General features: G+C 50.6%; 18 protein-coding genes. 7 read left to right on the forward strand and 11 right to left on the reverse strand.

Annotated features, from left to right (window positions below; genetic code table 11):
• The first annotated feature begins 15 nt into the window (after positions 1-15).
• From topA to speA, 3 genes are read left to right on the forward strand one after another with little or no spacing between them, the layout of a single operon-like run.
• A complete protein-coding gene (topA, locus tag L6472_RS12790; RefSeq protein ID WP_237805707.1) occupies positions 16-2,331 on the forward strand; it encodes a type I DNA topoisomerase in 2,316 nt (771 codons plus the stop codon).
• Complete coding sequence (locus tag L6472_RS12795; protein WP_237805709.1) at positions 2,328-2,855, forward strand: shikimate kinase; 528 nt, start codon at positions 2,328-2,330, stop codon at positions 2,853-2,855. The genes topA and L6472_RS12795 overlap by 4 nt, the downstream gene beginning before the upstream one ends.
• Positions 2,852-4,744, forward strand: coding sequence for a biosynthetic arginine decarboxylase (gene speA / locus L6472_RS12800; RefSeq protein ID WP_237805711.1), 1,893 nt, complete (start codon positions 2,852-2,854; stop codon positions 4,742-4,744). Before L6472_RS12795 ends, speA begins: the two co-directional genes overlap by 4 nt.
• A gap of 98 nt (positions 4,745-4,842) precedes the next feature.
• On the opposite strand, the gene L6472_RS12805 is transcribed toward speA, so the two are convergent.
• From L6472_RS12805 to L6472_RS12840, 8 genes are read right to left on the reverse strand one after another with little or no spacing between them, the layout of a single operon-like run.
• A complete protein-coding gene (locus L6472_RS12805) occupies positions 4,843-6,861 on the reverse strand; it encodes a DUF6055 domain-containing protein (protein WP_237805713.1) in 2,019 nt (672 codons plus the stop codon).
• A gap of 14 nt (positions 6,862-6,875) precedes the next feature.
• Positions 6,876-7,349 (reverse strand): hypothetical protein, encoded by a 474-nt coding sequence (locus L6472_RS12810; RefSeq protein WP_237805715.1) that lies wholly within the window; start codon positions 7,347-7,349, stop codon positions 6,876-6,878.
• Between the two features lie 4 nt (positions 7,350-7,353).
• Positions 7,354-8,751, reverse strand: coding sequence for a hypothetical protein (locus L6472_RS12815; RefSeq protein WP_237805718.1), 1,398 nt, complete (start codon positions 8,749-8,751; stop codon positions 7,354-7,356).
• Between the two features lie 55 nt (positions 8,752-8,806).
• Positions 8,807-9,973, reverse strand: a complete 1,167-nt coding sequence (locus L6472_RS12820) for a thioredoxin family protein (protein WP_237805720.1) — start codon at positions 9,971-9,973, stop codon at positions 8,807-8,809.
• A gap of 25 nt (positions 9,974-9,998) precedes the next feature.
• Entirely contained in the window at positions 9,999-11,633 is a 1,635-nt protein-coding gene (locus L6472_RS12825; protein ID WP_237805722.1) for a PKD-like family lipoprotein, read from the reverse strand.
• Positions 11,634-11,645: 12 nt separating this feature from the next.
• Positions 11,646-12,407 (reverse strand): DUF4843 domain-containing protein, encoded by a 762-nt coding sequence (locus L6472_RS12830; RefSeq protein WP_237805724.1) that lies wholly within the window; start codon positions 12,405-12,407, stop codon positions 11,646-11,648.
• A 26-nt stretch (positions 12,408-12,433) separates the two neighbouring features.
• Entirely contained in the window at positions 12,434-13,876 is a 1,443-nt protein-coding gene (locus tag L6472_RS12835) for a RagB/SusD family nutrient uptake outer membrane protein (protein WP_237805726.1), read from the reverse strand.
• Positions 13,877-13,896: 20 nt separating this feature from the next.
• Positions 13,897-17,022 carry a SusC/RagA family TonB-linked outer membrane protein gene (locus tag L6472_RS12840; protein WP_237805729.1) on the reverse strand — a complete coding sequence of 1,042 codons (3,126 nt, stop codon included), beginning with the start codon at positions 17,020-17,022 and terminating at the stop codon, positions 13,897-13,899.
• Positions 17,023-17,197: 175 nt separating this feature from the next.
• On the opposite strand from L6472_RS12840, the gene argB reads away from it, so the two are divergent.
• Positions 17,198-17,977: an acetylglutamate kinase gene (gene argB, locus L6472_RS12845; RefSeq protein ID WP_237805731.1), complete on the forward strand. Its 780-nt coding sequence runs from the start codon at positions 17,198-17,200 to the stop codon at positions 17,975-17,977.
• Between the two features lie 107 nt (positions 17,978-18,084).
• Here the strand turns inward: argB and L6472_RS12850 are convergent, their stop codons facing one another.
• On the reverse strand, positions 18,085-18,477 hold the full coding sequence (locus L6472_RS12850) for a hypothetical protein (protein ID WP_237805733.1): 393 nt from the start codon (positions 18,475-18,477) through the stop codon (positions 18,085-18,087).
• Between the two features lie 476 nt (positions 18,478-18,953).
• Positions 18,954-20,783, reverse strand: coding sequence for a DEAD/DEAH box helicase (locus L6472_RS12855; protein ID WP_237805735.1), 1,830 nt, complete (start codon positions 20,781-20,783; stop codon positions 18,954-18,956).
• 106 nt (positions 20,784-20,889) lie between these two features.
• On the opposite strand from L6472_RS12855, the gene L6472_RS12860 reads away from it, so the two are divergent.
• Positions 20,890-21,420, forward strand: coding sequence for a TIGR00730 family Rossman fold protein (locus L6472_RS12860; protein WP_237805737.1), 531 nt, complete (start codon positions 20,890-20,892; stop codon positions 21,418-21,420).
• Here L6472_RS12860 and L6472_RS12865 read toward each other — a convergent pair.
• On the reverse strand, positions 21,409-22,353 hold the full coding sequence (locus L6472_RS12865; RefSeq protein ID WP_237805739.1) for a PfkB family carbohydrate kinase: 945 nt from the start codon (positions 22,351-22,353) through the stop codon (positions 21,409-21,411). The genes L6472_RS12860 and L6472_RS12865 overlap by 12 nt on opposite strands.
• Positions 22,354-22,511: 158 nt before the next feature.
• Between L6472_RS12865 and L6472_RS12870 the strand changes: the two genes are divergently transcribed.
• Together L6472_RS12870 and L6472_RS12875 are read left to right on the forward strand one after the other, a co-directional pair.
• On the forward strand, positions 22,512-23,747 hold the full coding sequence (locus L6472_RS12870) for a pitrilysin family protein (protein ID WP_237805741.1): 1,236 nt from the start codon (positions 22,512-22,514) through the stop codon (positions 23,745-23,747).
• A 349-nt stretch (positions 23,748-24,096) separates the two neighbouring features.
• Positions 24,097-25,194: an ROK family protein gene (locus L6472_RS12875; RefSeq protein ID WP_237808035.1), complete on the forward strand. Its 1,098-nt coding sequence runs from the start codon at positions 24,097-24,099 to the stop codon at positions 25,192-25,194.
• Positions 25,195-25,254 lie beyond the last annotated feature (60 nt).

Raw genomic sequence — 25,254 nt, forward strand, 5'->3', positions numbered from 1 at the left:
AACAAAATTGGATTTATGCAAAAGAACTTAGTCATAGTAGAGTCACCCGCCAAGGCGAAGACCATTGAAAAATTCCTGGGCGATGACTACAAGGTGATGTCGAGCTACGGACATATTCGCGACTTGAAGAAGCGCGAATTGAGTATCAACGACAAGACCATGGAACCCGAATATGAGATTCCCGAAGAGAAACAGAAACTGGTGAACGAACTGCGTTCACAGGCGCAGAAAGCAAGTCAGGTGTGGCTGGCATCCGATGAGGACCGCGAGGGAGAAGCCATCTCTTGGCACCTGTGCGAGGTGCTGGGACTGGACGAGGAGAAGACCAAGCGTATCGTGTTCCACGAAATCACCAAACCAGCTATCATAGAGGCCATCAATAACCCACGCACCGTGGATATGAACCTGGTGAACGCCCAGCAGGCACGCCGTGTGCTGGACCGTCTGGTGGGCTTCAAGTTGTCGCCTGTGCTATGGCGCAAAGTGAAACCTGCTCTCTCGGCCGGTCGCGTGCAGAGCGTAGCCGTGAGACTGATCGTTGAGCGTGAACGCGAGATTCAGGCCTTCAAGACCGAGACCTACTACAGCGTGACTGCCACCTTTGGCATCATCAACAAAGATGGGTCGCAATCGGAAGTCAAGGCCACCTTGGGACAGCGCTTCAAGACCGAACAAGAGGTGGAGCAGTTCATGGAGATGTGCAAGAACGCCACCTTCACCGTGACCTCGGTACAGAAGAAGCCCATGAAGCGCACGCCTGCACCACCATTCACGACCTCTACACTGCAACAGGAGGCTGCCCGCAAGCTGGGCTTCACCGTGAGCCAGACGATGATGGTGGCACAGCACTTGTATGAAAGCGGACGCATCACCTACATGCGTACGGACTCGGTGAACCTGTCGGCACTCTGTATTAACGCATCGAAAGAGGAAATCGTACGTCTGTATGGCGAGGAGTACAGCAAGGTGCGCCAGTATCACACCAGCTCGAAGGGTGCACAAGAGGCGCACGAGGCCATTCGTCCGACCTACATGGAGAACACGTCCATTGAGGGCAGCTCTCAAGAGAAGCGCCTGTACGACCTGATTTGGAAACGCACGGCAGCCAGCCAGATGGCAGACGCACAGATAGAGAAGACCACCGTGGAGATTGCCATCAACAACGGAGAAGCAGCCAACGAGGCATTGACCTTCATCGCACAAGGCGAGGTGGTGAAGTTCGACGGTTTCCTGAAGGTTTACCGTGAGTCGATAGACGACGAGGACGACAATAAAGATGACTTCGCACACGTGCTGCCACCACTGAAGAAAGGCGACGAGCTGGCACGACGCGAGATGCAGGCCATGGAACGCAACACACAGGGACCACAGCGCTATACTGAAGCGTCACTGGTGCACAAACTGGAGGAACTGGGCATCGGACGTCCTTCTACCTACGCTCCAACCATCTCGACCATCCAGCAACGTGAATACGTGATAAAAGGCGACAAGAAGGGCGAGGAACATCAGTTTGCGGTGATCACCTTGAAAGGTAAGGTGATCAGCCAGAAAAGCCGCACAGAGACCATTGGCTCGGACAAGGGTAAGCTGCTGCCTACCGACATAGGTATCGTGGTCAACGACTTCCTGATGGAGCACTTCCCTGCCATTATGGACTATAACTTCACGGCTAAAGTGGAACAGGACTTCGATAAGATTGCCGAAGGACGACAGGAGTGGAACAAGATGATAAAGGCATTCTACAAGGACTTTGAGCCTACGGTGGAAGAAACGCTCAACGCCCGCTCGGAACATAAGGCCGGCGAACGTGAACTGGGCAAGGATCCTAAGTCGGGCAAGCCTGTATTCGTGAAGATCGGCCGCTTCGGACCTATCGTACAGATTGGCAGCGCCGACGACAAAGAGAAGCCGCAGTTTGCACACCTGCCCAAGGAGTTCAGCATGGAGACTGTGACACTGAAGGACGCACTGGAACTGTTCCGTCTGCCCCGCATGCTGGGAACATACGAAGACGAGCCCGTGACCATCGGAACCGGACGCTACGGCAACTACATCCTGCACAAGAAGATGTACACCACACTACCAAAGACCATGGACCCACTGACCATCGGTATCGGCGAAGCCGTGAAACTGATTGAGGAGAAACGCAAACAGGAGACTCAGAAGCACCTGAAGACGTTTAGTGAGGATCCGAAACTGGAAGTGCGCAACGGACGCTACGGCCCTTATCTGGCATACGACGGCAAGAACTTCCGTCTGCCAAAGAACATGCACGAGCGTGCTAAGGAGCTGAGCTACGACGAATGTATGGCCATCATCAACAAGGCATGAAACGTATTATCCTGATAGGCTACATGGGAGCCGGAAAGACGACCGTCGGCAAAGCGCTCTCAAAGGAACTGGACATGCCCTTCTATGACCTGGACTGGTACATAGAGAGCCGCCACAGGAAGACGGTGTCGCAACTGTTTCAGGAGGTAGGCGAAGAGGGATTCCGCAAGATTGAGCACAGTCTGCTGCACGAGGTGGCTGAATTTGAAAATGTCATCATCAGTTGCGGCGGTGGGACGCCTTGCTTCTTTGACAACATAGACTATATGAACCAACAGGGAGAGGTGGTCTATCTGAAGGCTTCGCCAGAAGTGCTCTATAAGCACTTGCTGATGGCTAAGGTGGAACGCCCACTGCTGAAGGACAAGACGCCTGATGAGCTCATCGCCTTTATCCACGAACAACTGAAGAAGCGCGAGCCATTCTATACGAAGGCGAAACACACGCTCGACGTCAGTCTGATGGACAATTACGAGAAGATAAAAATCACGATAGATAAACTGAAAGAGTTGCTTGAACAATGAAGAAATGGACCTTGGACGACGCCCGTGAGCTATACAACATCAACGGCTGGGGCACAAGCTATTTTGGTATCAACGACAAGGGTAATGTCTTTGTGACACCCTGCAAGGATGATGTGAAGATCGACATACGCGAGGTGATGGACGAACTGGCACTGCGTGATGTCACACCACCTGTGCTGCTGCGCTTTCCCGACATTCTGGACAACCGTATCGAGAAGACATGGAGTTGCTTCAAAAAGGCTGCTAAGGAATATGACTACAAGGCCGAGAACTACGTGGTTTACCCCATCAAGGTAAACCAGATGCAGCCGGTGGTAGAGGAAATCATATCGCACGGCCGTAAGTTCAACCTGGGACTGGAGGCTGGCTCCAAGCCTGAACTGCATGCTGTGATTGCCATGCAGTGCCAAAGCGACTCTATCATCGTGTGCAACGGCTATAAGGACCAGAGCTATATCGAACTGGCACTGCTGGCACAGAAGATGGGCAAGCGCATCTTTATCGTGGTGGAGAAACTGAACGAGCTGGACATCATTGCACGCATCGCCAAGAAACTGGAAGTGAGACCAAACATCGGTATTCGCATCAAACTGGCTTCGAGCGGAAGCGGCAAATGGGAAGAGAGCGGAGGCGACGCCTCTAAGTTCGGACTGACCAGCGCAGAACTGCTGGAGGCACTCGACATGCTGGACAAGAAAGGCATGCGCGACTGCCTGAGACTGATACACTTCCACATAGGCTCACAGATCACAAAGATACGACGCATACAGACGGCACTGCGCGAGGCTTCACAGTTCTACATCCAACTGCACAAGATGGGCTACAACGTAGATTTCGTGGACTGTGGTGGCGGACTGGGCGTGGACTACGACGGCACGCGTTCGCCATCGAGCGAGAGCTCGGTGAACTACTCGATCCAGGAGTATGTGAACGACTGTATCTACACCTTCGTAGATGCGGCCAACAAGAACGATCTGCCCCACCCCAACATCATCACGGAGAGCGGACGCTCGCTGGCAGCACATCACTCTGTGCTGGTCATCGACGTGCTGGAGACGGCCTCGCTGCCCGAGATGGACGAGGAATTTGAACCCGACGAGAACTCGCATCAGCTGGTAAAGGACTTGTATGAGATATGGGACAACCTGTCGCCACGCAATGTGCTGGAGGACTGGCACGATGCCGAACAGATACGTGAAGAGGTGCTGAACTTGTTCTCGCACGGTATCGTGGATCTGAAGACACGTGCCGAGATTGAGGCTATGTACTGGAGCGTGTGTCACGAAATCAATGCCTTGGCAAAGAACATGAAGCACGTGCCAGAAGAGCTGATGAACATCGACAAGCTGTTGGCAGACAAGTATTTCTGCAACTTCTCTTTGTTTCAGAGCCTCAGCGACTCGTGGGCCATCGACCAGCTGTTCCCCATCATGCCTATTCAGCGACTGGACGAGCGTCCTACCCGCAATGCAACCATTCAGGACATCACCTGCGACAGCGATGGCAAGGTGGCCAACTTCGTGACCAACCGTCATAACTCTCACTCGCTGCCCGTACACGCACTGAAGAAGAACGAAACTTATTACTTAGGTGTATTCCTTGTTGGTGCTTATCAAGAAATTCTCGGCGATATGCACAACCTCTTCGGCGACACCAATGCTGTGCATGTGTCGGTGAAGGATGGTCATTATCACATCGACCAGATTATCGACGGTGAGACGGTGGAAGAGGTGCTGGAGTACGTGCAATATAACCCGAAGAAACTGGTGCGTCAACTGGAGATCTGGGTCACAAAGAGTGTGAAAGAAGGCAAGATCACACTGGAAGAGGGCAAGGAGTTCCTCAGCACCTATCGCTCGGGACTCTACGGATATACTTATCTGGAATAATCAAGCCACAAGCATCAGAAAAGGACCTGTGTCAAATGTCGTTGACACAGGTCCTTTTTTTGATGATATCGACTCACCCATAAAAATAACGGGGAGAGCTATTCTACCTTTACTGTGAAACGAACAGTGGCTGTGTAGGTCTTTTCATCTGTATTGGTAAAGGTGAGGGCCAGCGCTGCCTGATATGTGCTACCAGCAGTGATACGACTGCGATAGCCATTGACGGTGACATTGCCTTTGGCATAATTGAGCGTCAGCAGGTAGCCGGTGCTGGCAACAGTGCCCTTCACGACATCGCCTTGGGCATCGAAACCCCAGAAATACTGCGAAGACAGCAAGCGATCGTCGCTCTCAGAGCCATCGGCATTCAAGGCACGAAGGCGGAGGTTGGCTGGTTCGGAGTCGCCAGGAACTAACTGCCCAACGAGTTCTGTAGAGAGGCCCAAGGCATCGTAAATCTGCTCCATGGGCAGATGGACCACGGCAGAGACGTTAGTGCCTGTAGCTCCGGTCTTTTTCAGCGTCACGGTCTCGTTGAGCAAGATGTCACTACGCTGGTAATCCTCGGGATAGTAATATTCGCCGGGAAGATTTGTGCCAACGAAACGCACCTGATAAGGCCACTGCTCGTCGTTGGCCAACGAAGCAGGTGTATGCACATCGTTGCCAAAGTCATCGGTACCCATCTCCCAAGCATGGCGGAAATGCTCCGTGGGAGCACCACAAACCACAAACCAGAGATTGGTTGTAGCGGCTGGGACGGTCAACTCTGCCGTTCCTTCTGCATCGGCATACATGTCGCCATAGACACGGGTTCCATCGCTTTGCAGCGCCACAAAACCGTAGCGCCAGCCTGCCTTATCGACCTGATAGGCTCGATAGCCCTTGGCACCGGCAATGCCTTTGAACGAAGCCTTGACAACGGTGCCAGCTGCTGGCACACGCAGGCGGATGACATTGAAGCCATAGTTTTGGGGACACTGGGCTGAATCGACCTGCCACCAACCGTCGCCAACACCATGCAGCGATGTCTCAAAGCGGTCGGTATAGCGCCGTCCGGTGGTTCTGAGACCTTCTATATCCCACGTGATAGCGCGGGTGGCATACTGATACATGTCGCGACAGAAATCAGCCTGAGAGGCGTCAGTCATGCGCTGATAGGTTTCGACAGGGTCTTCGGGATAGGTTGACTCCCGCCAGAGACGACCAATGAAGTCGGCTCCATGAAGTTCGCACCAATAATCCTGGACAAAGAAGTTGAAATAGCGCCACTCCTCGTGCAACAGATTGAGATGGGCATACTTCCAAGGGTTACACCAAGTGGTGGTGAACTGCTGCTCGGGATAGACCTTAAAGGCCTGCCACTGCGCACAACTCTCCCACCAACCGCAACCGCCTGAAGCATTTGGACCGAAGCCATAGCGCCATCCGTGCTGTGTACCTTCATCGCAACCCACGATATACTGGAAGGTGTGGCCAATCTCATGGGCTGTTGTGATGGCGGTATTGGCTGCAGCTGGATTGACATCGAGCGTTCCTACGCGGTTGTCAACACCAGAACCGGTGGCACGCCACACGTCGGTGTAGTGCACGAGCATGATGATTTTGTTGCTATCCAACGTCTTTGAGCTTCCAAGCCTTGAGAAACCCAGTTGTTGAGTATAGACAGCAAAGGCTTTTTCGGCTCGCTCCAACAAGTCTGCAGGATCAAACGTGTAGGGAGTCGGAGCTTGGGTAGGATCACTACCAAATGCTGGTTCCCAGAATACCACAAAATGGTCTGACTGCTGAGAACGGCTCCAACAATACATGCTCTTCTCGTCGTCGAAATCATTGTTGCGAAGGTAGTTGGGACGATACACACCAATGCCGGGGTCTTCAACATAGAAAGTGTCGGCAGTGGTATAGAGGTAGCTCTGACGGGCACCATCCTTGTCCACCGTGTAGTAGCGAAGGTTCTGAAACTCTAAGGCATCGCCTTCGTTCAACTCGAGCTTCACCTTGTTTTGCAAGAAAGCACCATTTCGCTTAACGCCATAGATGGTGTGCTGAGCCTGTACGGCCAGCACAGAAAGAAGGCAGAGAAAAGCCAAACTTGCTATCTTTATCTTTTTCATGAGCACTTGTTTCTTTATCGTTTCATCAACTTGACTTTCTTTTTCCCGGTCTGAAGAACATAGATGCCGGAAGGCAACAACTGAAGATTAACAGCCGTGGTGCTGCCAACGGTCTGAACGACGGGGCGACCAGATAGCGACACATCCTTTCCATCAATGCCATAAACGTGAAGAGGACCTTCGCCGCCTGTCACAAAGAGCATTCCACCCTGCTGAAAGATATCTGCCTGCCGGGTGGAGACAGATTTAATCTCAGAGACCTCTTCATCGGTCTCTGAGATATAAAACTTTTCAATCTGACTGAAAGCATATTGCGATGCTTCCACTTGAAGGCCCTCATGCGTCATCTTCAGAGTGACTGCTGCATCATTGCCTGTCAACGGATAGAAGGCTTTGACACCGCCTGTCAGCTGCAGAACCAGTCCTCGACCTTGAGCCACGACAAAGGAGCACAAGATCAATAGTGCTATGAGAGTAATCCGCTTCATGGCGTTATCGTACGATCACCTTTGTTGACTTGTTGCCCTGGCGCACGATATAGAGGCCGCGGGTGAGTCCATTGACTGTGTTGCCAACACGGACACCATTCAGGTTGTAAACACCAGAAGCCTTGAACTGTGAAGCACTGACAGAGCTGATGCCGGTAACAACCTCTGGTTCTATGGCAAGAATGGCATCGGTATCCAACTCAAGAACATTGTCGGGATCAGCCAAACCTGTGGCATAAACAGCCTGTACAGTTACCTTGAAGGGCAGTGTTACCACAGCACCATTCCAGATGGTAATATTGGTAGCAGGAATCACATACTCCTTGATTGTTCCATCCTCAACGTCAACATAATAGTTGTCGTTGTAGTAGATACGATAACCAATGGGCTTAGCATCCTCATCTATAGACCACTTAACGGGGATATAATAGGTGGTGGTACGCTTCTCTTGTTCCTGTTCATCAACGGTAACCACAGTCTTTGCAGTGATGTTGCCATTCAGCGCTACGTCGTAAACACCAATCTTAGAGTTGTCAACGACGCTCACTTCAGGAACCACTACAGCATTTCCTTTGTTGGATACATAGAAAGTATAGGTACCATCCTGAAGCACATCGGTGGTATAAGAGTTGCCTTCCACCTCAACATATTCGCCGTTGAAGACCACAGCATCGGCATTGCCTGTCCATGACAGAGTAACGGTATTGCCCTGATTGACAGTAGCCTGCACACTCTGAGGTGCATAGTAAGCGTCAATGTCTGCATAAGTGAAGGCAGTCTCTACGGTGCCATCGTCACCAGCACTTGCTGTCGTCTTTGTCAGTTGGCCGTTCTCGTAGGTGTAGGTGACTGTTTCTGTGACGACACCTGCAGAATTTGAGGTCTCTTTCTTCACCAGCACACCGTCACTATATGTATAGACTGTGGTGCTCATAACGATACCTGCAATGGGATGTTTAATCTCACTCTTCACCAGGTTGTTGTCATCATCATAGGTATTCTGCTGAGGAATTTCCAGACCATTGGCAGTAAGAGTACCACTGGGATTTCCGTGTTCATCATATTTAACAGTGCTCAGCACACGCTCGCCAGCCTTCTCCTCACGTGACACAAGCTGTCCTTCCGTATAGTTATACACGTAGGTGCGGCCAGCATTGTAGTTGTCAAACACATTGTATTCCTCGCTAATCAGCTGATTCAACTCATTGTAAGAATAGGTGGTTTCTGAAACGCCTTCAACCAACTTGTAAATCACGCGACCCTGTCCGTCATAAAAATGACGAGTAATCACTACCGAAGCATCAACTGACGACACAGCAGTCTCTGTGATAACCTTCTTCTGAGCAAACAACGATGTGGCTGTGGCAACAAAAGCCATCAATACTAGTAAAATCTTCTTCATACACTTTCTTTTTTTTAATAATACAATCTATTTAGTTTTCACGCGTGATTCTATCTTACTCTTTTTTCTGTTGATTGGGCATCTTACCATCGAAGGCATTGACAATCATCTGAAGCAGTTCGTCGGTAGGACGAGACAGGCGCATGTTGCCCACCTGACGCTGTGCCTGACGCTTGCCTGCCTTGATGTCCTCGATACGCTGCAACAGGATGGTCTTATAGGTGGCCTTCAACTGAGCATCAACCGTGGGAGACGAGAACGGACGGGCCCAGCGTGCCAACTGCATATCTCCTGCATCGAGAGAGGGATCGGCCAGATAAGCCTGGATATACTTGAGATAGTCCTTCCAGTTCTTCTGCTTCTCGGCCAGCGTAATCTGTATGCCATAGAGGTACTGATTACCGCCTTCTACGTTTAACTCTTTCAAGAGGGCTGCAAAACGGTCGTAGGCCTCCTGATTAAGTGTGACAGACTCTTCGGTTTCTACCAACACGTCACGCTGGTAATTAGTAAACACCGAAGCAATCTTGGCATCCACATTGTTACGTCCGATGTAAGCTGCCAGCACATCGGGGTTCTTCGCTGTGTAAACAAACGACTTTGCAAAGGGGCTTTGAATATTGCGCATGAAGATGGCACGCAAGGTGCTATCAGCAGCAAAGGTATCCTCCTTGCCGTCCAAGATGGCCTCAGCCACCTCGCCAGCCTCCTGCAGTTTGTAGGTAGCCGACAACGAACGAAGGTATTCAAACAAGAACTGAGGATCACGATCGCCAGCCTTCCAGCGCGCTTGCAGAGCGGCAGAGGCATTATCTTTGCTCTTCTCTTCCACCTTCTTCAGGAACTCCTCGGCAGAGCTACCGCCCATAAAGCGTCCAATCTCCTGTGCATCTGCATTGAAGATGATAAAAGTAGGATAGGCAGTGACCTGCAACTTCTTAGCAAGAGGTGCACCATAAGGGCTCTCCATATCGATTTTGACGCTCACAAACTTGGGGTTCATCGCAGCGCCAACCTGCTCCTGCGGGAACACGGTGCGCGCCATCATCTTGCAAGGGCCACACCATGTGGTGAAAGCATCCAGAAATATCAGTTTGTTTTCGGCCTTAGCCTTAGCTGAAGCCTGTTCCAATGTTGTTCCATCGGGTTCGAAAGCAAGTCCCTGAGCCATGACAGCACCAGCCGTCAGGACCATCATCATAATCAGTGTTAGTTTTTTCATTGTTCTTATCCTTTCTATTGTGTAATTATTGCAATGTGAATTTCCATGCCATATCTTTCACTCGTCCTGGCACCACATATTCGTAATGGTTGTCGGTATCAAGTATGCCGCTGGCGGGGTTTATCAGGTATTGATAGACATGACCCTCTTGAGTCTTTTCATTCCAGGTGGCTATGTGCACCAGATTGTCTGACTGCGGCACGCGACCAAGTCCATAGATGGTGCCATGATAGTATTTCATGATACGCACACAGGTCACTTCCTCATCGGCAGAGGGTGCTCTCCATGCCTCCGTGGCAGGCAGTCCGCTGTCGTAGGCCAGGTTATAGACTGCACGACCGGCACCATAGTACACGAAGCTACCCACATGACTGGCAGCAAACGTGGTGGCATGATCAATCTGAGGGCAGATAGCATCCAACGGATAGAGTGCCAATCCGATAGCAGGATCAGTGGGTGCCGACGACGAGAAATTGGCTACCGCCAGATAGCGTTGCTGGCCTTTCCCCATCAGCAGATACTCATAAGGTCTCAATCCATTGCCTTGACTGGATCCACGCCCCCAGTCTGCCAACAGCAGTTCCATACCAGTGTTGTTAATATCGAAAGCTGCCTGTTCCATGTCTTGATCGCCAAAGTATTCCAGACGAGCCCCATTATAGGCTGAATAGCGGAAGCGGTGGTTGGTCTGGTCATAGACTATGATGCCGTAGTTCAGTGTATTAGGAACTTCTGCGTTCCACGGTGCCAACTGTCCAATCTCATCGCCAAACTTAGCCACACCGAAACGTGTGGTACGCCCATCTGCTGCACTGAACACATAGGTATTGGTATAAACCTGATTTTCATTGATCAGCACCTCAGAACTCTGCCCCGACATCACACCAGAGCCATGCTCGCCATACCAGATGGGGGCCTCCGTGGATGGTGCTTCGTGGAAGAAGTCCTTAAACATCAGCGCCTTCTCAAAGCCATTCTCACTGACGCCCACCAGTGTGCGATCTGTGCAAAGACCAATATAGTTATTTCCTGCAGCCAAAGATACTGCAATGTCAAGACAACGAACAGGCTTTCCGTCTAACAGTTCACCATTGGTCGTCTCATAGAGGTTTGAATAAATTCTGTCATAGACCACATTATTCTTGGTCCAAGGGTTATGTATCAAGGCCAAATCAGAAGTTCCTGGATGATCTGCACGCTCATAGAACACCATCCATCCGCCATCCAGCACCTCGCTGACCGAGACAGGAACACGGAAGAACTGACACACATCCGTATGACGGTTCTTGACCACGAGCTGCACTAAGTAACTGCCTGCCGTGCGACTGATAACCGTATCCAGCACGCGTTGGTTTCCGATGGTGTCTATCACACTATTCGCTCCTGTACCGCTCACACTACTGAAGATGGTCCACTGGTAATCCAAAGGAACCTCCTGACTGTCATCAACCAGCTGTCCGTTAAAGAAGATATGGGGAGCCAGTCGCAGACGGTCAAAGCGCATCAGTGAATAGGCTGACTGCATGCCAGTTTCCATCGTGTCGATGGTCACCACGTCAAGGTCACGATAATCATAATTGCCTTTGTCCTCATAGCAGCTTACAAGCGACAGCATTGCTGCCATCACACTGAGAACTATTGAAAAATACCTCTTCATCATTCACATAGTTGATTAAAACGTTATTGGAAGTCCAAACTCATCGGTCAACGGTTCATCATGCTGCGCATTATAGTCAACCAATGCTTTCTGCATCACCTGCACAAGATAGATGGCATACGAATTGGAAACCACGTTCGTCTCCTCATCGTATGACGTCTGTGCATTGTAGTTCACCTGGAAATCTTTCAATCCCAGATGTTCTATCATGAACTGATACTTCACCCTGCTGTAGGCACCGAAATAGTGACTGAGCGGCATCTGAGGATAGTTGGCTGTCTCCCAGTTAGTCGGCTTGGCCAGATAATTCTTCAAGACAACCGCAAACTGCTGGTGTCCCTCGGTACCTAAAGCGAATTCTTCGTGAGGCACCACACGGAAGTATATCATCCCATCTTTCGTGGTGAAGAGGTCGGCATCGGTCAGTTTCCGGGTATTGAAATGAACCTGGAAAACACCACTGACAGCACCGGCAGGAATCACATAATCCTCCAAGCGCACAGTATTGATCATCAACGCTGAATCGCCACCGAAAGCCTCCAGATGGAAAGTGCGGTCGTGGTCTGCCGGCATGCCGCTCAACTGAGCATAGAACGTCACGTCGCCCTCTTCGTAAACGTAGGAATAGTTATGTACTGCCGACTCATAGACGGCTCCTGCCTGAGTTCCAACCCATATATTCAATGCCGTGTACTGCGTGTTGAAGGTTGATACCTCTTCTTTCTCGCACCCAACAAGCGCAAAGCACATACATGCAAACAATATCAGTTTTTTCATTTTTTCCTTCATCTTTGCATCCTTCTTTATCTGTTTGGTTCACGTTCTGCCATCTCTGTTTCGGTCAGTGGCAACGGGAAAGTATATACTTTCTCGCCTATCGCATCTACGGAAGAGTAAAGAATCGTGGGTCGATTCAGTCGCTTATAAAGGAAGAACAACTGTCCTTCGCCCAGCAATTCACGACGATAGGCATACACCAGTTCCTGATAGTAATCGGTCGGAAGCTTATTGAGCGCCGTCAGGTTGCGAGCCTTGCGCAACTGGTTCAGCACCTTGCGGGCCGTCTCCGCATCACCTTGGCGATAAGCTGCCTCACTCTTGATGAGATACATCTCACCCACACGCATCAAAGGCATTTTATAGCGATAGTAGTTATTGTTGCCACTGGGCTCGTCATATTTCCTCAGATAGCGGTTGGCAGCATGCGTAGCAGTACCATTTTTAAACAGGAATGTATATCTGTAGTCTTGTGTTGCGTTATTGAAGTAGTCAAGCAGTCGTTCGCGCGTCACTGCAAAGCTGTAGGGCGAGTCGTCCGAGAAATAGTTGTCGGCCACATCGCTGGTCATCGTCAGATTGTTAAGTGCAAACAACAACTCGTCGGCAAGACAACGGTCTGCTCCCGTCTGCATGCTGTTCACCTTGGTCCAAGGGAACTTCTCAGAGTCTATCACCACATCAGCAGCCTTCTGCGCCTTGTCATAGTCGCCACGCCACATATAGACACGAGCCTGCAGAGCCTTGACAGCATAGTAGTTAAGGTGAAGTTGACGGTTCAACAGATAGCCATTGTCAGTCATCTCCGTGATCTCGCGTCCTGTCACTATAGGATCGCTGGACTCCAGCAACTGCTCAGCTGCCGACAGGTCACTGAGAATAGAGTCGGTGACAACCCGTACAGACAGTTGTGGGAACACACGGTAGGTCAGCGCCTTGCAGTAAGGGATTGACATCTGGTCGGGGTTCACCTCAAAGCTAACGCCAAAGCACCGCAACAAGTCGAAGTGCAAGAAGGCACGCAGTGCCAGAGCCTCACCCTTAATCACGTCAAAGTTGTCTTCCGAGAAGAGTCGCTTGTTGCCATCAATATGTGCCAACAAGTTGTTGACATTGGCAATCCCGCTATAGTTGGTATTCCATATACCACGAAGATAGCCTGTTGTTACCGAGGCATCATAATTATAGGCAGCGGCGTCATCATATTGCGTAGAGTAGTAGAAGTCCCACTCCTGTCCCAGCACACCAATAAAACCATAGGTCAGCTCCTTACTATACGTATTTGCAGACACCATCGACGAATACACACCTGCCAAAGCCTCCTTATAGCCACTCTCCGTCTCAAACAACTCGGTATCCTCTACCTGCGAACGAGGCTGCACATCGAGCCAGTCGTTGCAAGCACTGACAACGGGCATCAGCAGGACGCCCATCATGATTATCAGCAAGTCTTTCTGTATCTTTTTCATCTTCTTTCCTTGTTAGTTTTTTAAAATGTTGCTGTCAACGAGAACGAGAATGTTCGTGCATAGGGATAGCCCAAGCCGCGTTCAGCCTTGACCGACGACAGGTGGAACACGTCGTTCACATAGCATGTCAGACGCAGACGTTCCAGTTTGGCGCGGTGCAGCCACGAGCAATACTTAAAGTCATAATAGGCTGAGATAGTTGTCAGGTCGAGCATATTATTGCGCATCACAAAGCGCGTAGAGGCATACGTCGTGGTGGGCGTGCTCGAGATATGCTTATAGAGAGCCACATCGCCGGGTGAGTTCCACGTGTCGCTGAACACACGCTTATCTACGTTGTTGGCCACGTTCACATTCTCTACACGATCCACCAGCGTCTGGTTGTAGTAGTCGCCACCCATCTGGTAGCTAAACAGCAGACTGCCACCGATACCACGATACTCGCCATTGACGCCAAAGGTGCCATGCACTTTGGGATTACTGTCGCCAGCCACAATATAGTCATCGGTGGTGTAATCATAGGTTGACGTGCCATCTTTCTTTTGAAACAACTCACGACCGGTTGCAGGATCGATACCCAGCGAGCGCACGGCCCAGATGGCCGTCATAGACTGTCCTTCCTCATAGCGAATGATGGGCGAACTGGTCTTCTCTGCGTCCTGCTCACGATTGAACGAGCGCAGGGCATCGCTAATCTTTGTCACCTTATTTATATTATGGGCCACGCTACCCGTCACACTCAAGAATGACTGTTCCTTTTGGTAAAGACGCCAGTTGGCTGTGGCCTCTACACCTCTGTTTACAACATTACCCAAGTTTTCCATATAAGAGCTGAAGCCCGTTGAGGTCGGTATAGACATGGCGATGAGCGCATCACGCGTCTTACTGTCGTAATAGTCGAAACGCAGGTTCACCTTGCTGGCGATACCCAGGTCCAGACCCACGGTGAAGTCGCCCGTCTGTTGCCATTTCAGGTTCTCGTTGGGCATAGCCATCAAGTAGGCGCCTGAGATGTTATCGTAAACGATGGCATCATAGAACTTATAGGTGGCTTTCGACTGATATGGCGAGAAGTTCTGGTTACCTGTCAGACCATAGGTAACACGCAGTTTACAGAGTGTCAGCCACTTGACGTCGGCCATGAACTTTTCCTTATGCAGGTTCCATCCCGTGCCTAAGCTCCAGAATGTACCCCAACGGTTGTTACGTCCGAACACCGAAGAGCCGTTCAGACGCAAGCTGGCATCCAACAGATAGCGTTCGTCGTAAGAATAGTTGACGGCACCCGTCAAGCCCAGCGAACGCGTGGTCGTCTCTGTTCCAGATGGCACCCCACCCTCGGCATACTGCTTGGCAAACGTGATATGATCCACATGATTATTCAAGAAGCCCCATGCTGTCATTCCCTCAGAAGACGACTGTGCCGATTGCAGCGAATAGGCCGCGTTGCTCAACAGCATATGCTTGCCCCAACGATGGGTGTAGTGTCCCGTCACATCGACAGAGATGCTGTTGCTCTCACCATTGGTGATCGCATAGCTACCACGCTGGAAGTAGCGATCGCCCGTCCATGTAGTGAAGCGGGTATGGTCGCCAGGATAGAAGTCCTCACGCTTATTGTTCTGGTGGGTGTAACCCAGTCGGGCGGTAAAACGCAGATCATCGTTAGGACGATATTCCAAATAGAAGTTCTCCGACACCTCGGTATAGTTCGAGAAGTTCTTGGTTCCTATCGAAGCATTATACAGAGGGTTATAGAACGTCTGCGTACTGCCATTTGCGCCCGGCGAGGTATAGGTGCCCAGCACCTTCAACAGGTTGCCATTATCGTCATACGGACGGAAGTATGGGTTCACGCTGACATAGTCAGAGAAACTGCCGTATGGGCTGTCATCAGCACGGTTCCCCGTCACCGTCAGTGAGTTGCGAAACATCCACTGCTGATAGCGATACGACAGATTGACGTTGCCCGACACGGTGCGTCGGCCCGACTTCTTCATCACGCCCTCAATATTATTATACATGACGCTGGCCGAGTAGCGCATCTCTTGCGTGCCGCCCTCCAGATAGGCCGTGTGCTTCTGACCAACACCCGTACGCAGGGGCTGCGACAACCAATAGGTATCAATACCTCTGGCCACGTTAGCCACCAGTTCGTTGTACTGTTCGTCCAGTTGCGACTGGAAGTAGGGCGAAGATGCCGTATAGCGACCGGACTTCTTCTCTACCGCCAGTTTCTCGGCAGCGTTACACAAGTTATAGGAGGTCAGGTCTGGCGCCTCAATGCTCAGGTCGCCCGTATAGGTGATGCGCAACTTGCCAGCCTCGGGCTGCACAGTCTCTACGACCACCACACCATTGCTCGCCTTCGAGCCATAGATGGCTTTGGCTGCACCATCTTTCAAAATAGTCACCGACTTAATGCGATTGATGTCGAGGTCGAAGATCTGCTGCTGCGTAGCCTCGAAGCCATCAAGTATGAACAGTGGAGCATTAGGATTACCACTATAGTCGCCCTGCAGGCCGCCAAACGAGGCATTACCACGCAACGTGATGTCGCTCATGAAGTTGGGGTTCGAGCCGTTAATGCTATTCATGTCAACCACAAAGGCAGGATCAAGTGCCTGAACGGCTTTCAGCACGTTGGCGCTGGTCACCTGTTTCAACTCATCCTTCGTGTAGGACGAGGCAGACCCCGTAAACGTAGATGACTTATGGTCAAACAGACCTGTCACCACGACTTCGCTGAGTCGATTATCTTCATGAAGCACAATTTGCAGATTGGTCAGAGGGCGCTTGCCATCATACTTCTTGGTTTGCGTCACCATGCCCACATACGAGTAATCCACCGTGATGGTAGTGCCTTTAGGCACGTTCAGCGTGAAGCGTCCTTTTTCATCGGCCACAGCACCACCTTTAATCTCGCGCACGTAAACATTAGCGCCTTGCAGCGGTTCACCTTGATTGTCAATGATTACACCCTTCAAGACCACATTTCCAACTGCATCTACTGCCTGAATGGTGGGTTTCACCGTCTGCATGGGAATAGAGGTTGGCTTATTTTCTTGAGCTGAAACATTTCCCCCGAGGATTCCAATAAATACTATTAATAAAAGAGGTTTGTAATGTAGATCCTTGATCATCATAGCTATCTTGCGTTTATGTCGGGTACAAAGGTAATACTTTTTTGGTGTGCAAATTACAATTTGATAGTTTTTTTTCAAAAATACCAAACATTTGGTATAAAAATTAAATTTGGAGTATCGGATTATTTTTCGTACTTTTGCACGAAATTAGAATAAGAAGTAGTTATTTTTAGTTATGAAGCAAAAGATTACTATCGTGAAAGTAGGCGGTGCCGTGGTCGAAGACGAGGCGCAACTGGCACAGCTTTTACGTGATTTCACTGCTATCCAAGGGCCTAAGATTCTGGTTCACGGCGGTGGTCGCAAAGCCACAAAGATAGCCGAACGACTGGACATCGAGACGAAGATGGTGGATGGTCGCCGCATCACCGATGCCGACATGCTCGAGGTGGTGACCATGGTGTATGGCGGACTGGTCAACAAGAACATCGTGGCACGTCTGCAGGCACTGGGTGCCGATGCCTTGGGACTGACAGGTGCCGATGGCAATATTCTCCTTTCAGTCAAGCGTCCCTTGAAGAATGGCATTGACTATGGCTTTGTGGGCGATGTCAAAGAGGCCAATGGTCGCAAAATAGCCCATTTCATCGAGGCAGGCCTCATCCCCGTCATTGCCCCGCTGACCCACGATGGACAGGGACACATGCTCAACACCAATGCCGACACGATGGCTTCAGAGACCGCCAAGGCCATGGCTGCCGCAGGTTTCGACGTGACCCTCATCTTTGCCTTCGAGAAGCCTGGTGTGCTTCGCAATCCCGACGACGACCTGTCGGTCATCAGCAACATCACCCATGCCGACTTCGAGACCTACAAGGCTGACGGAACCATCAGCGGTGGCATGCTGCCGAAAATTGAAAACGCACTCTCTGCCATCGATGCTGGCGTAGAGCGCGTTATCATTACCAAGGCCACAGCCATCGACGGACAGCACGGCACGGTCATCACGCAGTAAGCACCCGTCAGCAGGTCAGCACTCTGCTGAAGGCGAAAAGGCATACAAAAGAAATAGCCGACGAGAGATTCCCGCCGGCTATTTCTTTTATCTTACTTAAATAACTATTATTGCACCTTACCGTCCACACATACAAGTTTGATAACTTTGACGGTCTTTTCCAGCTTCACGTCGTCGATGAAGAAAGACACGGTGAACGACTTGCCAGCAAATGCCTCGTTAATATCAGCAGCGTTGGTCTTGATCAGTCCTTCTACTATTTGAGATACAGTGCTGAGCTTCATGTTTTCGAACTCATCACCGCCATCGATAATATCGTCAATGGTCTTTTCCAGAGCATCCACTTCATCGTCTGACAGATTACCCTGATCAGTCACTTCATAGAACAAATAATAAGAACTGGGCTGTTCTTCTTCGTCATCATCACTGCATGAAGCTACTCCAAAACTCAATACTGCTACCATCAAGATGGCCAGCAAACTCCAAATTTTCTTGTTCATTGTTAAATGTTTAAATTAGTATATTAATAAAAATAAGTTAGATTCACTTTCCTCATAAAAACACGAAAGCCTCGGGTGTTATGAAAAACAGTTCATATGATGTATTTCCTGTCTCTTTTTATCCATTAGGTTCGCGTCTTCTTTCGGTTGGCAAAAGTATTAAAAAAAAATGAGAGCACAAAATTTTTCCAAGGATTATTTTTTAATTTTTAGGGAAAATCGCTATTCTCCTCAAGAAATTCTCTCTTTCATGTTCATTTTATTCAAAATTCGGGCATTTCTTTCTGGCCTTTTCAATTATCATCTTATATAAATAAGTCCAAAAAGCAAGATAAGAGCACCCCTAAAACGTCAAAAAACTGGAGTATCATTGCAAACTTTCATGCCAGAAAAGCAGGAACGGGTTTTTAATCCATCCGATGAATCAAAAACCCGTTCTTTCCTTTTATTTCTATCGTCACAGGTGCTTTTTCAACCTATTTCTTTTTAGGTTTGCGGCGGGCCCAGCCCTCTTCACTGAAGTCGGGCTCCTCGCCCTTGAAATCTACACGATTGGCATTCTGCATCAGCGAGCGCCAATCTTCCTTTTTATACTGGCGCTGGGGGCGCTGGCCTCCCTGTGCTTTCTGACTGCCACGCGAGTTGCGACGACCGTGTTCGCCTTGACGTCCCTGTGGACCTGTCTTGTCGTCCTCTTCATTGCATCGCACGGTACGTCCCTTGTAGCGGATGCCTGTCAACTGCGTCATCACCTTGCGGGCATCCTTCTCAGGCACCTCGAAATAAGAGATGGTGTCCAACAGGTCGATATGTCCCACGGCCTGACGACCGCCCACATAGCGATTCAACGTCTGCATCAGCACACCGGGGAAGAAACCGTCCTTCTTTCCCAAGTTGATAAAGAGTCGCTTGAATCCCTTCTCGGGCTTGTTGTTGCGCTTCTCGCGGTCGCTCTGCGGACGACGTTCTTTCTCTTTGGTGGGTACTTCAATCTCAGGTGCATCGGCATAATAAGCCAGGAACTTGCCAAACTCCAGCGACACGATTTTCTTGATGAGTTCCTCTTTGTCGATAAACTCAAAGTAGCGACTGATGTCCTGCATAAAAGGTGCGATTTCATCGTCGTTCACGTCGGTCTTCACGATCTGGTCCATCACCTTGTAGAGCTGCTTCTTGCAAATCTCTTCGGCCGATGGAATCGGTGTTTCCACAAAGCTCTTGCCAATCACCTTTTCGATGTTACGAATCTTGAACTTCTCCTTCGAGTGAACGATAGAGATGCTGGTGCCTTTCTTGCCTGCACGCCCTGTACGTCCCGAACGGTGGGTGTAGTTCTCAATGTCGTCGGGCAGACCGAAGTTGATGACGTGGGTCAGGTCGTCCACGTCGAGGCCGCGTGCAGCCACATCGGTAGCCACCAGCAACTGTGTCAGATGCTGACGGAACTTCTGCATTGTCAGGTCACGCTGCTGCTGTGACAGGTCGCCATGCAGCGACTCAGCATTATAGCCGTCGCGTATCAGCTTGTCGGCCACCTCTTGAGTCTCCAGTTTTGTTCTGCAGAAGATGATAGCAAAAATCTTTGGATAGTAATCGACAATTCGTTTCAGCGCCAGATACTTATCTTTGGCCTGCACCATATAATAAATGTGGTTCACGTTCTCGGCTCCTTCGTTGCGCGAGCCCACCACAATCTCCTGATGGTCTTTCAAATAGCGTTTCGCCACACGCTCCACGTCGCGACTCATCGTGGCCGAGAACATCAGTGTGTTATGATCGTCGGGCAATGCCTCAAAGATTTCCTCGATACTGTCGGTAAAGCCCATGTTCAGCATCTCGTCGGCTTCGTCAAGCACGATGTTGCGCACCTTCTCCAGATGCACATACCCACGGTTCTTCAAGTCAATGAGTCGGCCCGGCGTGGCCACAATGATCTGCGCACCTTTCTTCAGGGCGCGTATTTGCTGTTCGATGGCAGCACCGCCATAGACGGCTTCTACATGTATGCCGTCCATGTATTTTGAAAAGTCGCGCAGGTCGTCGGCGATCTGCAAGCAGAGCTCACGTGTAGGGCTCAGCACCAGTGCCTGCGTGTCGCGACTGTTCATGTCTATTCTCATCAGCAGGGGAATACCAAACGAGGCTGTTTTGCCCGTTCCCGTCTGTGCCAGAGCGATGGTGTCTTGCCTACTTTCCAACAGCGTAGGTATCACTGCCTCTTGCACAGGCATGGGCTGCACAAACCCCATTTCTTCGATGGCTCGGCGTATCTCTACGCTTACACCCAGTTCTTCAAATGTCTTCATACAATAATTATTATCTGCGCAAAGTTACGCATTAATTTTCAATAATCTACACTTAATTCTCTTTTTTCAATTACAGATATCCAATTTAATTACTATCTTTGCAGTCATGAAACTATGTATCTTTTGTTCTGCAAATCAGCAATTAGACCCTGATTTCTTCACCATGACCGAAGAATTGGGCAGATGGGCCGCAGAAAACGGCCATTCCATCGTGTTTGGCGGCCACGATGCCGGACTCATGCACAGCGTCAGCAAGGCAGCTAAAGAGGCCGACGGACAAGTCATTGGCGTGGTGCCCCGACGCATTGAGGAGATGGGACGCCTCAGTCCCTACTTGGACGTACACATTCCCACCGAGAACCTGACCGACCGCAAGGACCTGATGATGCTTCAGAGTGATGCTTTCATCGTGCTGCCCGGCGGCATTGGCACACTCGACGAGCTGTTTACCACGGCAGCAGCAGCCACACTGCAATACCATCAAAAGCCACTGATTCTGTGGAACATGAAAGGTTTTTGGGATTCGCTCATCGTTTGCCTCGACGACCTCAGCAAGAAAGGGGTGATTCGGGGCGACTGGCACCAGCTCATCAAGGTAGCATCATCGCTCGACGACGTGCAGCGACTACTCGGCTAACAGGGCTGCCATGGCACTTCCAAAGCTCTCATCGACCGAGTTGCCGACACTCTGACAGACGTTTGCCGAGAACTGCATGGCATAGTCGATGATGCTGTCCCACTGCTGCTCGCTGAGTCCGCACTCAATGTTTTCGCGAGTGATGCGGTTCTTAATCATGCCAAACACGAAACCAGCATTGAAGTTGTCGCCAGCGCCGATGGTGCTCACCACCTTATTGTTGGGGTCCACGACATACTGCTTTGCGAAGTTCTCGTCGGCACGCAACTCCACTGGACCATCGCCACTGGTATAGATAAACTTCTTGGTATAGAAAGCAATCTGCGAACGATATAGCACGTCGGGATCCGTTTTGTGAAACATCACCTCGAAGTCCTCGCTCGAACCGCGCACGATGTCGGCCATTTCCAGATTCTCCAAGATATTGGGAGTCAGCTTCAGCACCTCGTTCTTATGCGACGAACGGAAGTTCACATCGTAGTAGAGTATGGCGCCACGGTTGCGGGCATACTCCAAAAAGGCCTGCACCTGCGGACGTATCACTGGGTTTACGGCAAAATAGGAACCAAACAACACGATATCGTCCTTCTGTATGTCGGGATAGGAGAACTCTATACGGTCGTTGACATGGTCTTTATAGAAGATATAGTCTGCATCGTTCTTCTCGTTGAGGAAGGCCAGCGACACAGGCGATTTGGAATCGGGATAGACATATACGCACGAGGCATCAACACCATTCTTCTCGATGAAATCGATGATTTTCCGTCCCACACGGTCATTGCCGGTCTCACTGACCAGCGAGGCCTTAACCCCCGAGCGCCCCAACGAAATCAGACAGTTAAACGTGGATCCACCTGGCACGGCACCAATGGGCTGGTCGTTTTTAAAAATGATGTCGAGAACCGTCTCGCCTATTCCAATAACCTTTTGCATTTATCATATCATTTAAAGTCGGCTGCAAAGTTAGCAATAATTATTATCTCAAAGAAAACAATCTCGAAAAAAAAACAAAAATCCGGGGGTTCGCCGAGCAACATAACAAGTGTATATATTTTGCCGAATGCTCTTTTTTTCATACCTTTGCACCACAAATGACGAAATACAACACTTTTACACTCGACAACGGAATGCGTGTCATTCATCTGCCGTCCGATTCGCAGGTGGTTTACTGCGGCATTGCCGTCAAGGCAGGCACGCGCCACGAGCGTTCAGGCGAAGAAGGACTGGCTCACTTCTGCGAGCACCTCACGTTTAAGGGCACCCAGAAGATGTCGGCCGTACAGATTATCAATGCCATCGAGGGACTGGGGGGCGAGATGAACGCCTTCACCAACAAGGAAGACACCGTGTTCTATTGTGCCATTCAGGCCAAGCATGCCAAGAAAGCCATCGGCGTACTCTGCGACATTGTGTTCGGCAGCACCTACCCACAGACCGAGGTAGAAAAAGAACGCGAAGTGGTGTGCGATGAGATTGACAGCTATGAGGACACGCCTGCAGAACTGATCTACGACGAGTTCGAGAACATTTTGTTCGAGGGCCATCCTCTGGGACATAACATCCTGGGCACCAGCGAACAGGTGCGCCAATACACCAGCGAGGATGCCCAGCGCTTCACCAGTCGCTATTATCGTCCCGACAACTGTGTGTTCTTCCTGAGCGGCAACATTGACAGAAAGACTATTGCTGCCAGCCTCAACAAAATGGTAGAGAAGAAAGACAGACCAGAGCTACAGAAAGAACAAGACGTCGCCGCACTCGCTAACGAGAGGACTGAAGAGAGACTCTTCATCCGCCAACGTGGCACCCACCAAGCGCATGTCATGTTGGGCACACGGGCTTTTGCTGGCAGCGACCCACGGCGTTGGGCGCTCTACCTGCTGAACAACATTCTGGGTGGACCAGGCCTCAACTCACGACTGAACATCGCGCTGCGTGAGCGCAACGGACTGGTATATAGCGTTGACAGCTCGATGGTGAGCTATAGCGACACCGGCATGTGGTCGGTCTATTTCGGTTGCGACCCCGCCGACGTGAAGCGCTGTCTGCGACTGGTGAGACGCGAGCTGGACAAGCTCATGCAGAAGCCGCTCTCGCCCACGCAGCTCGCCGCAGCCAAACGCCAACTGCAAGGTCAGTTGGCCATTGCCAGCGACAGTCGCGAACAGTTTGCGCTCGACTTTGCCAAGAACTACCTGCACACGGGCAAAGAACGCGACCTCTCCGACATCATGCGCCACATCGATACGCTCAGCAGCAGCGATTTGCAGGACGTGGCGCAGCTACTCTTTGCCGAAGACCGCATCACCACCCTCATTTACCAATAGAATAGTGCCACTTTAGCCTTGCCATTGCAGTACTTTAGCAAGACTAAAGTGGCACTATTCGCTGGCAATAGTAACGCTTTTAGTTTCATTCCAGGGCCTAGAAACGCCATTTCCAGCCCCTACATCCACTCATTCTAGACCCTGGAAACGTCTCTTCCAGCCCCTAGAAATGCAAATTCCAGCCCCTAGACGCCGAGCAAAAGTGGCACTATTTAAAAACAATCGTTAAACTTTTACATTATTATAGGCTAAGTCTTGGTCATTAAAAGAATTCATCTTACTTTTGCATACCGATTCGGACTAAACAGAAAAGAGACTATAGTAAGTAATTTATATTCAACCTAAAATAATAATGAGTAAAGACAAGAAAACCGTACTGACGCTCGATGCCGGAGGTACCAACTTCGTATTTTCGGCCATCTGCGACAATGAAGAGATTGTAGAACCCGTACGTCTGAAAGCCGTAACAACCGACACCGAGGGCTGTCTGGCCACACTGGTTCAGGGATTTACCACCGTCAAGGAGCAACTGGCAGAGGAGCCCGTGGCCATCAGCTTCGCCTTTCCTGGCCCTGCCGACTATGAGCACGGCGTGATTGGCGATCTGCCCAACTTCCCCTCGTTCCGCGGCGGTGTGCCATTGGGACCGTATCTGGAACATGTGTTCGGCATCCCCGTGTTTATCAACAACGACGGCAACCTGTTTGCCTATGGCGAAGCGCTGGCTGGCGCACTGCCGCGCGTCAACAAGGCTCTGGAGGAGGCTGGCTGCAAGCGGCGCTACAAGAACATGGTTGGCGTGACACTGGGCACGGGCTTTGGCTGTGGCGTGGTGATAGATCAGGTGTTGCTGACGGGCGACAACGGCTGTGGTGGCGACACATGGTGCACACGCAACGGCATGTATCCTTTTGTCATTGCCGAAGAGAGCGTGAGCATACGCGCTGTGCGCCGTGTCTATGCTGAGATGGCCCACGAGGATGCCACAGAACTGACCCCAAAGGACATCTGCGACATTGCCGACGGCAAGCGCCCCGGCAACGTGAAGGCGGCCAAAGAGAGTTTCCGCCAATTGGGACAAGTGACGGCGGCTGCACTGGTCAACGTGCTGAACATCGTGGATGGCATCGTGGTCATCGGTGGCGGTGTGGCTGGTGCTGCCCACCACATACTGCCTGGCATGATGGAGGAGTTTGCCCGTCCCGTAGGAACATTCTCCGGACACTTGATGCCCACGTTGCAATCGGAAGTGTATAACTTTGAGGATCCCGAGCAACGCGCTGCTTTCCTCGAAGACAAAGACACGTTTGTCAAGGTGCCTCACACCGACAAGGAGGTGCTCTACTGCAGTCAGCGCAAGGTCGCAATCATGGTGTCTGAACTGGGCGCCAGCAAGGCTATCAACCTGGGCGCCTACAACTTTGCCTTGAAGAAGATCGAAAGCTAAATCGATTGACTCACGGACATAAAAGAGGGAGTTAAAGAGGAATGGATAACGATTCCACTT

Source organism: Prevotella sp. E13-17 (assembly GCF_022024035.1).
GTDB lineage: Bacteria > Bacteroidota > Bacteroidia > Bacteroidales > Bacteroidaceae > Prevotella.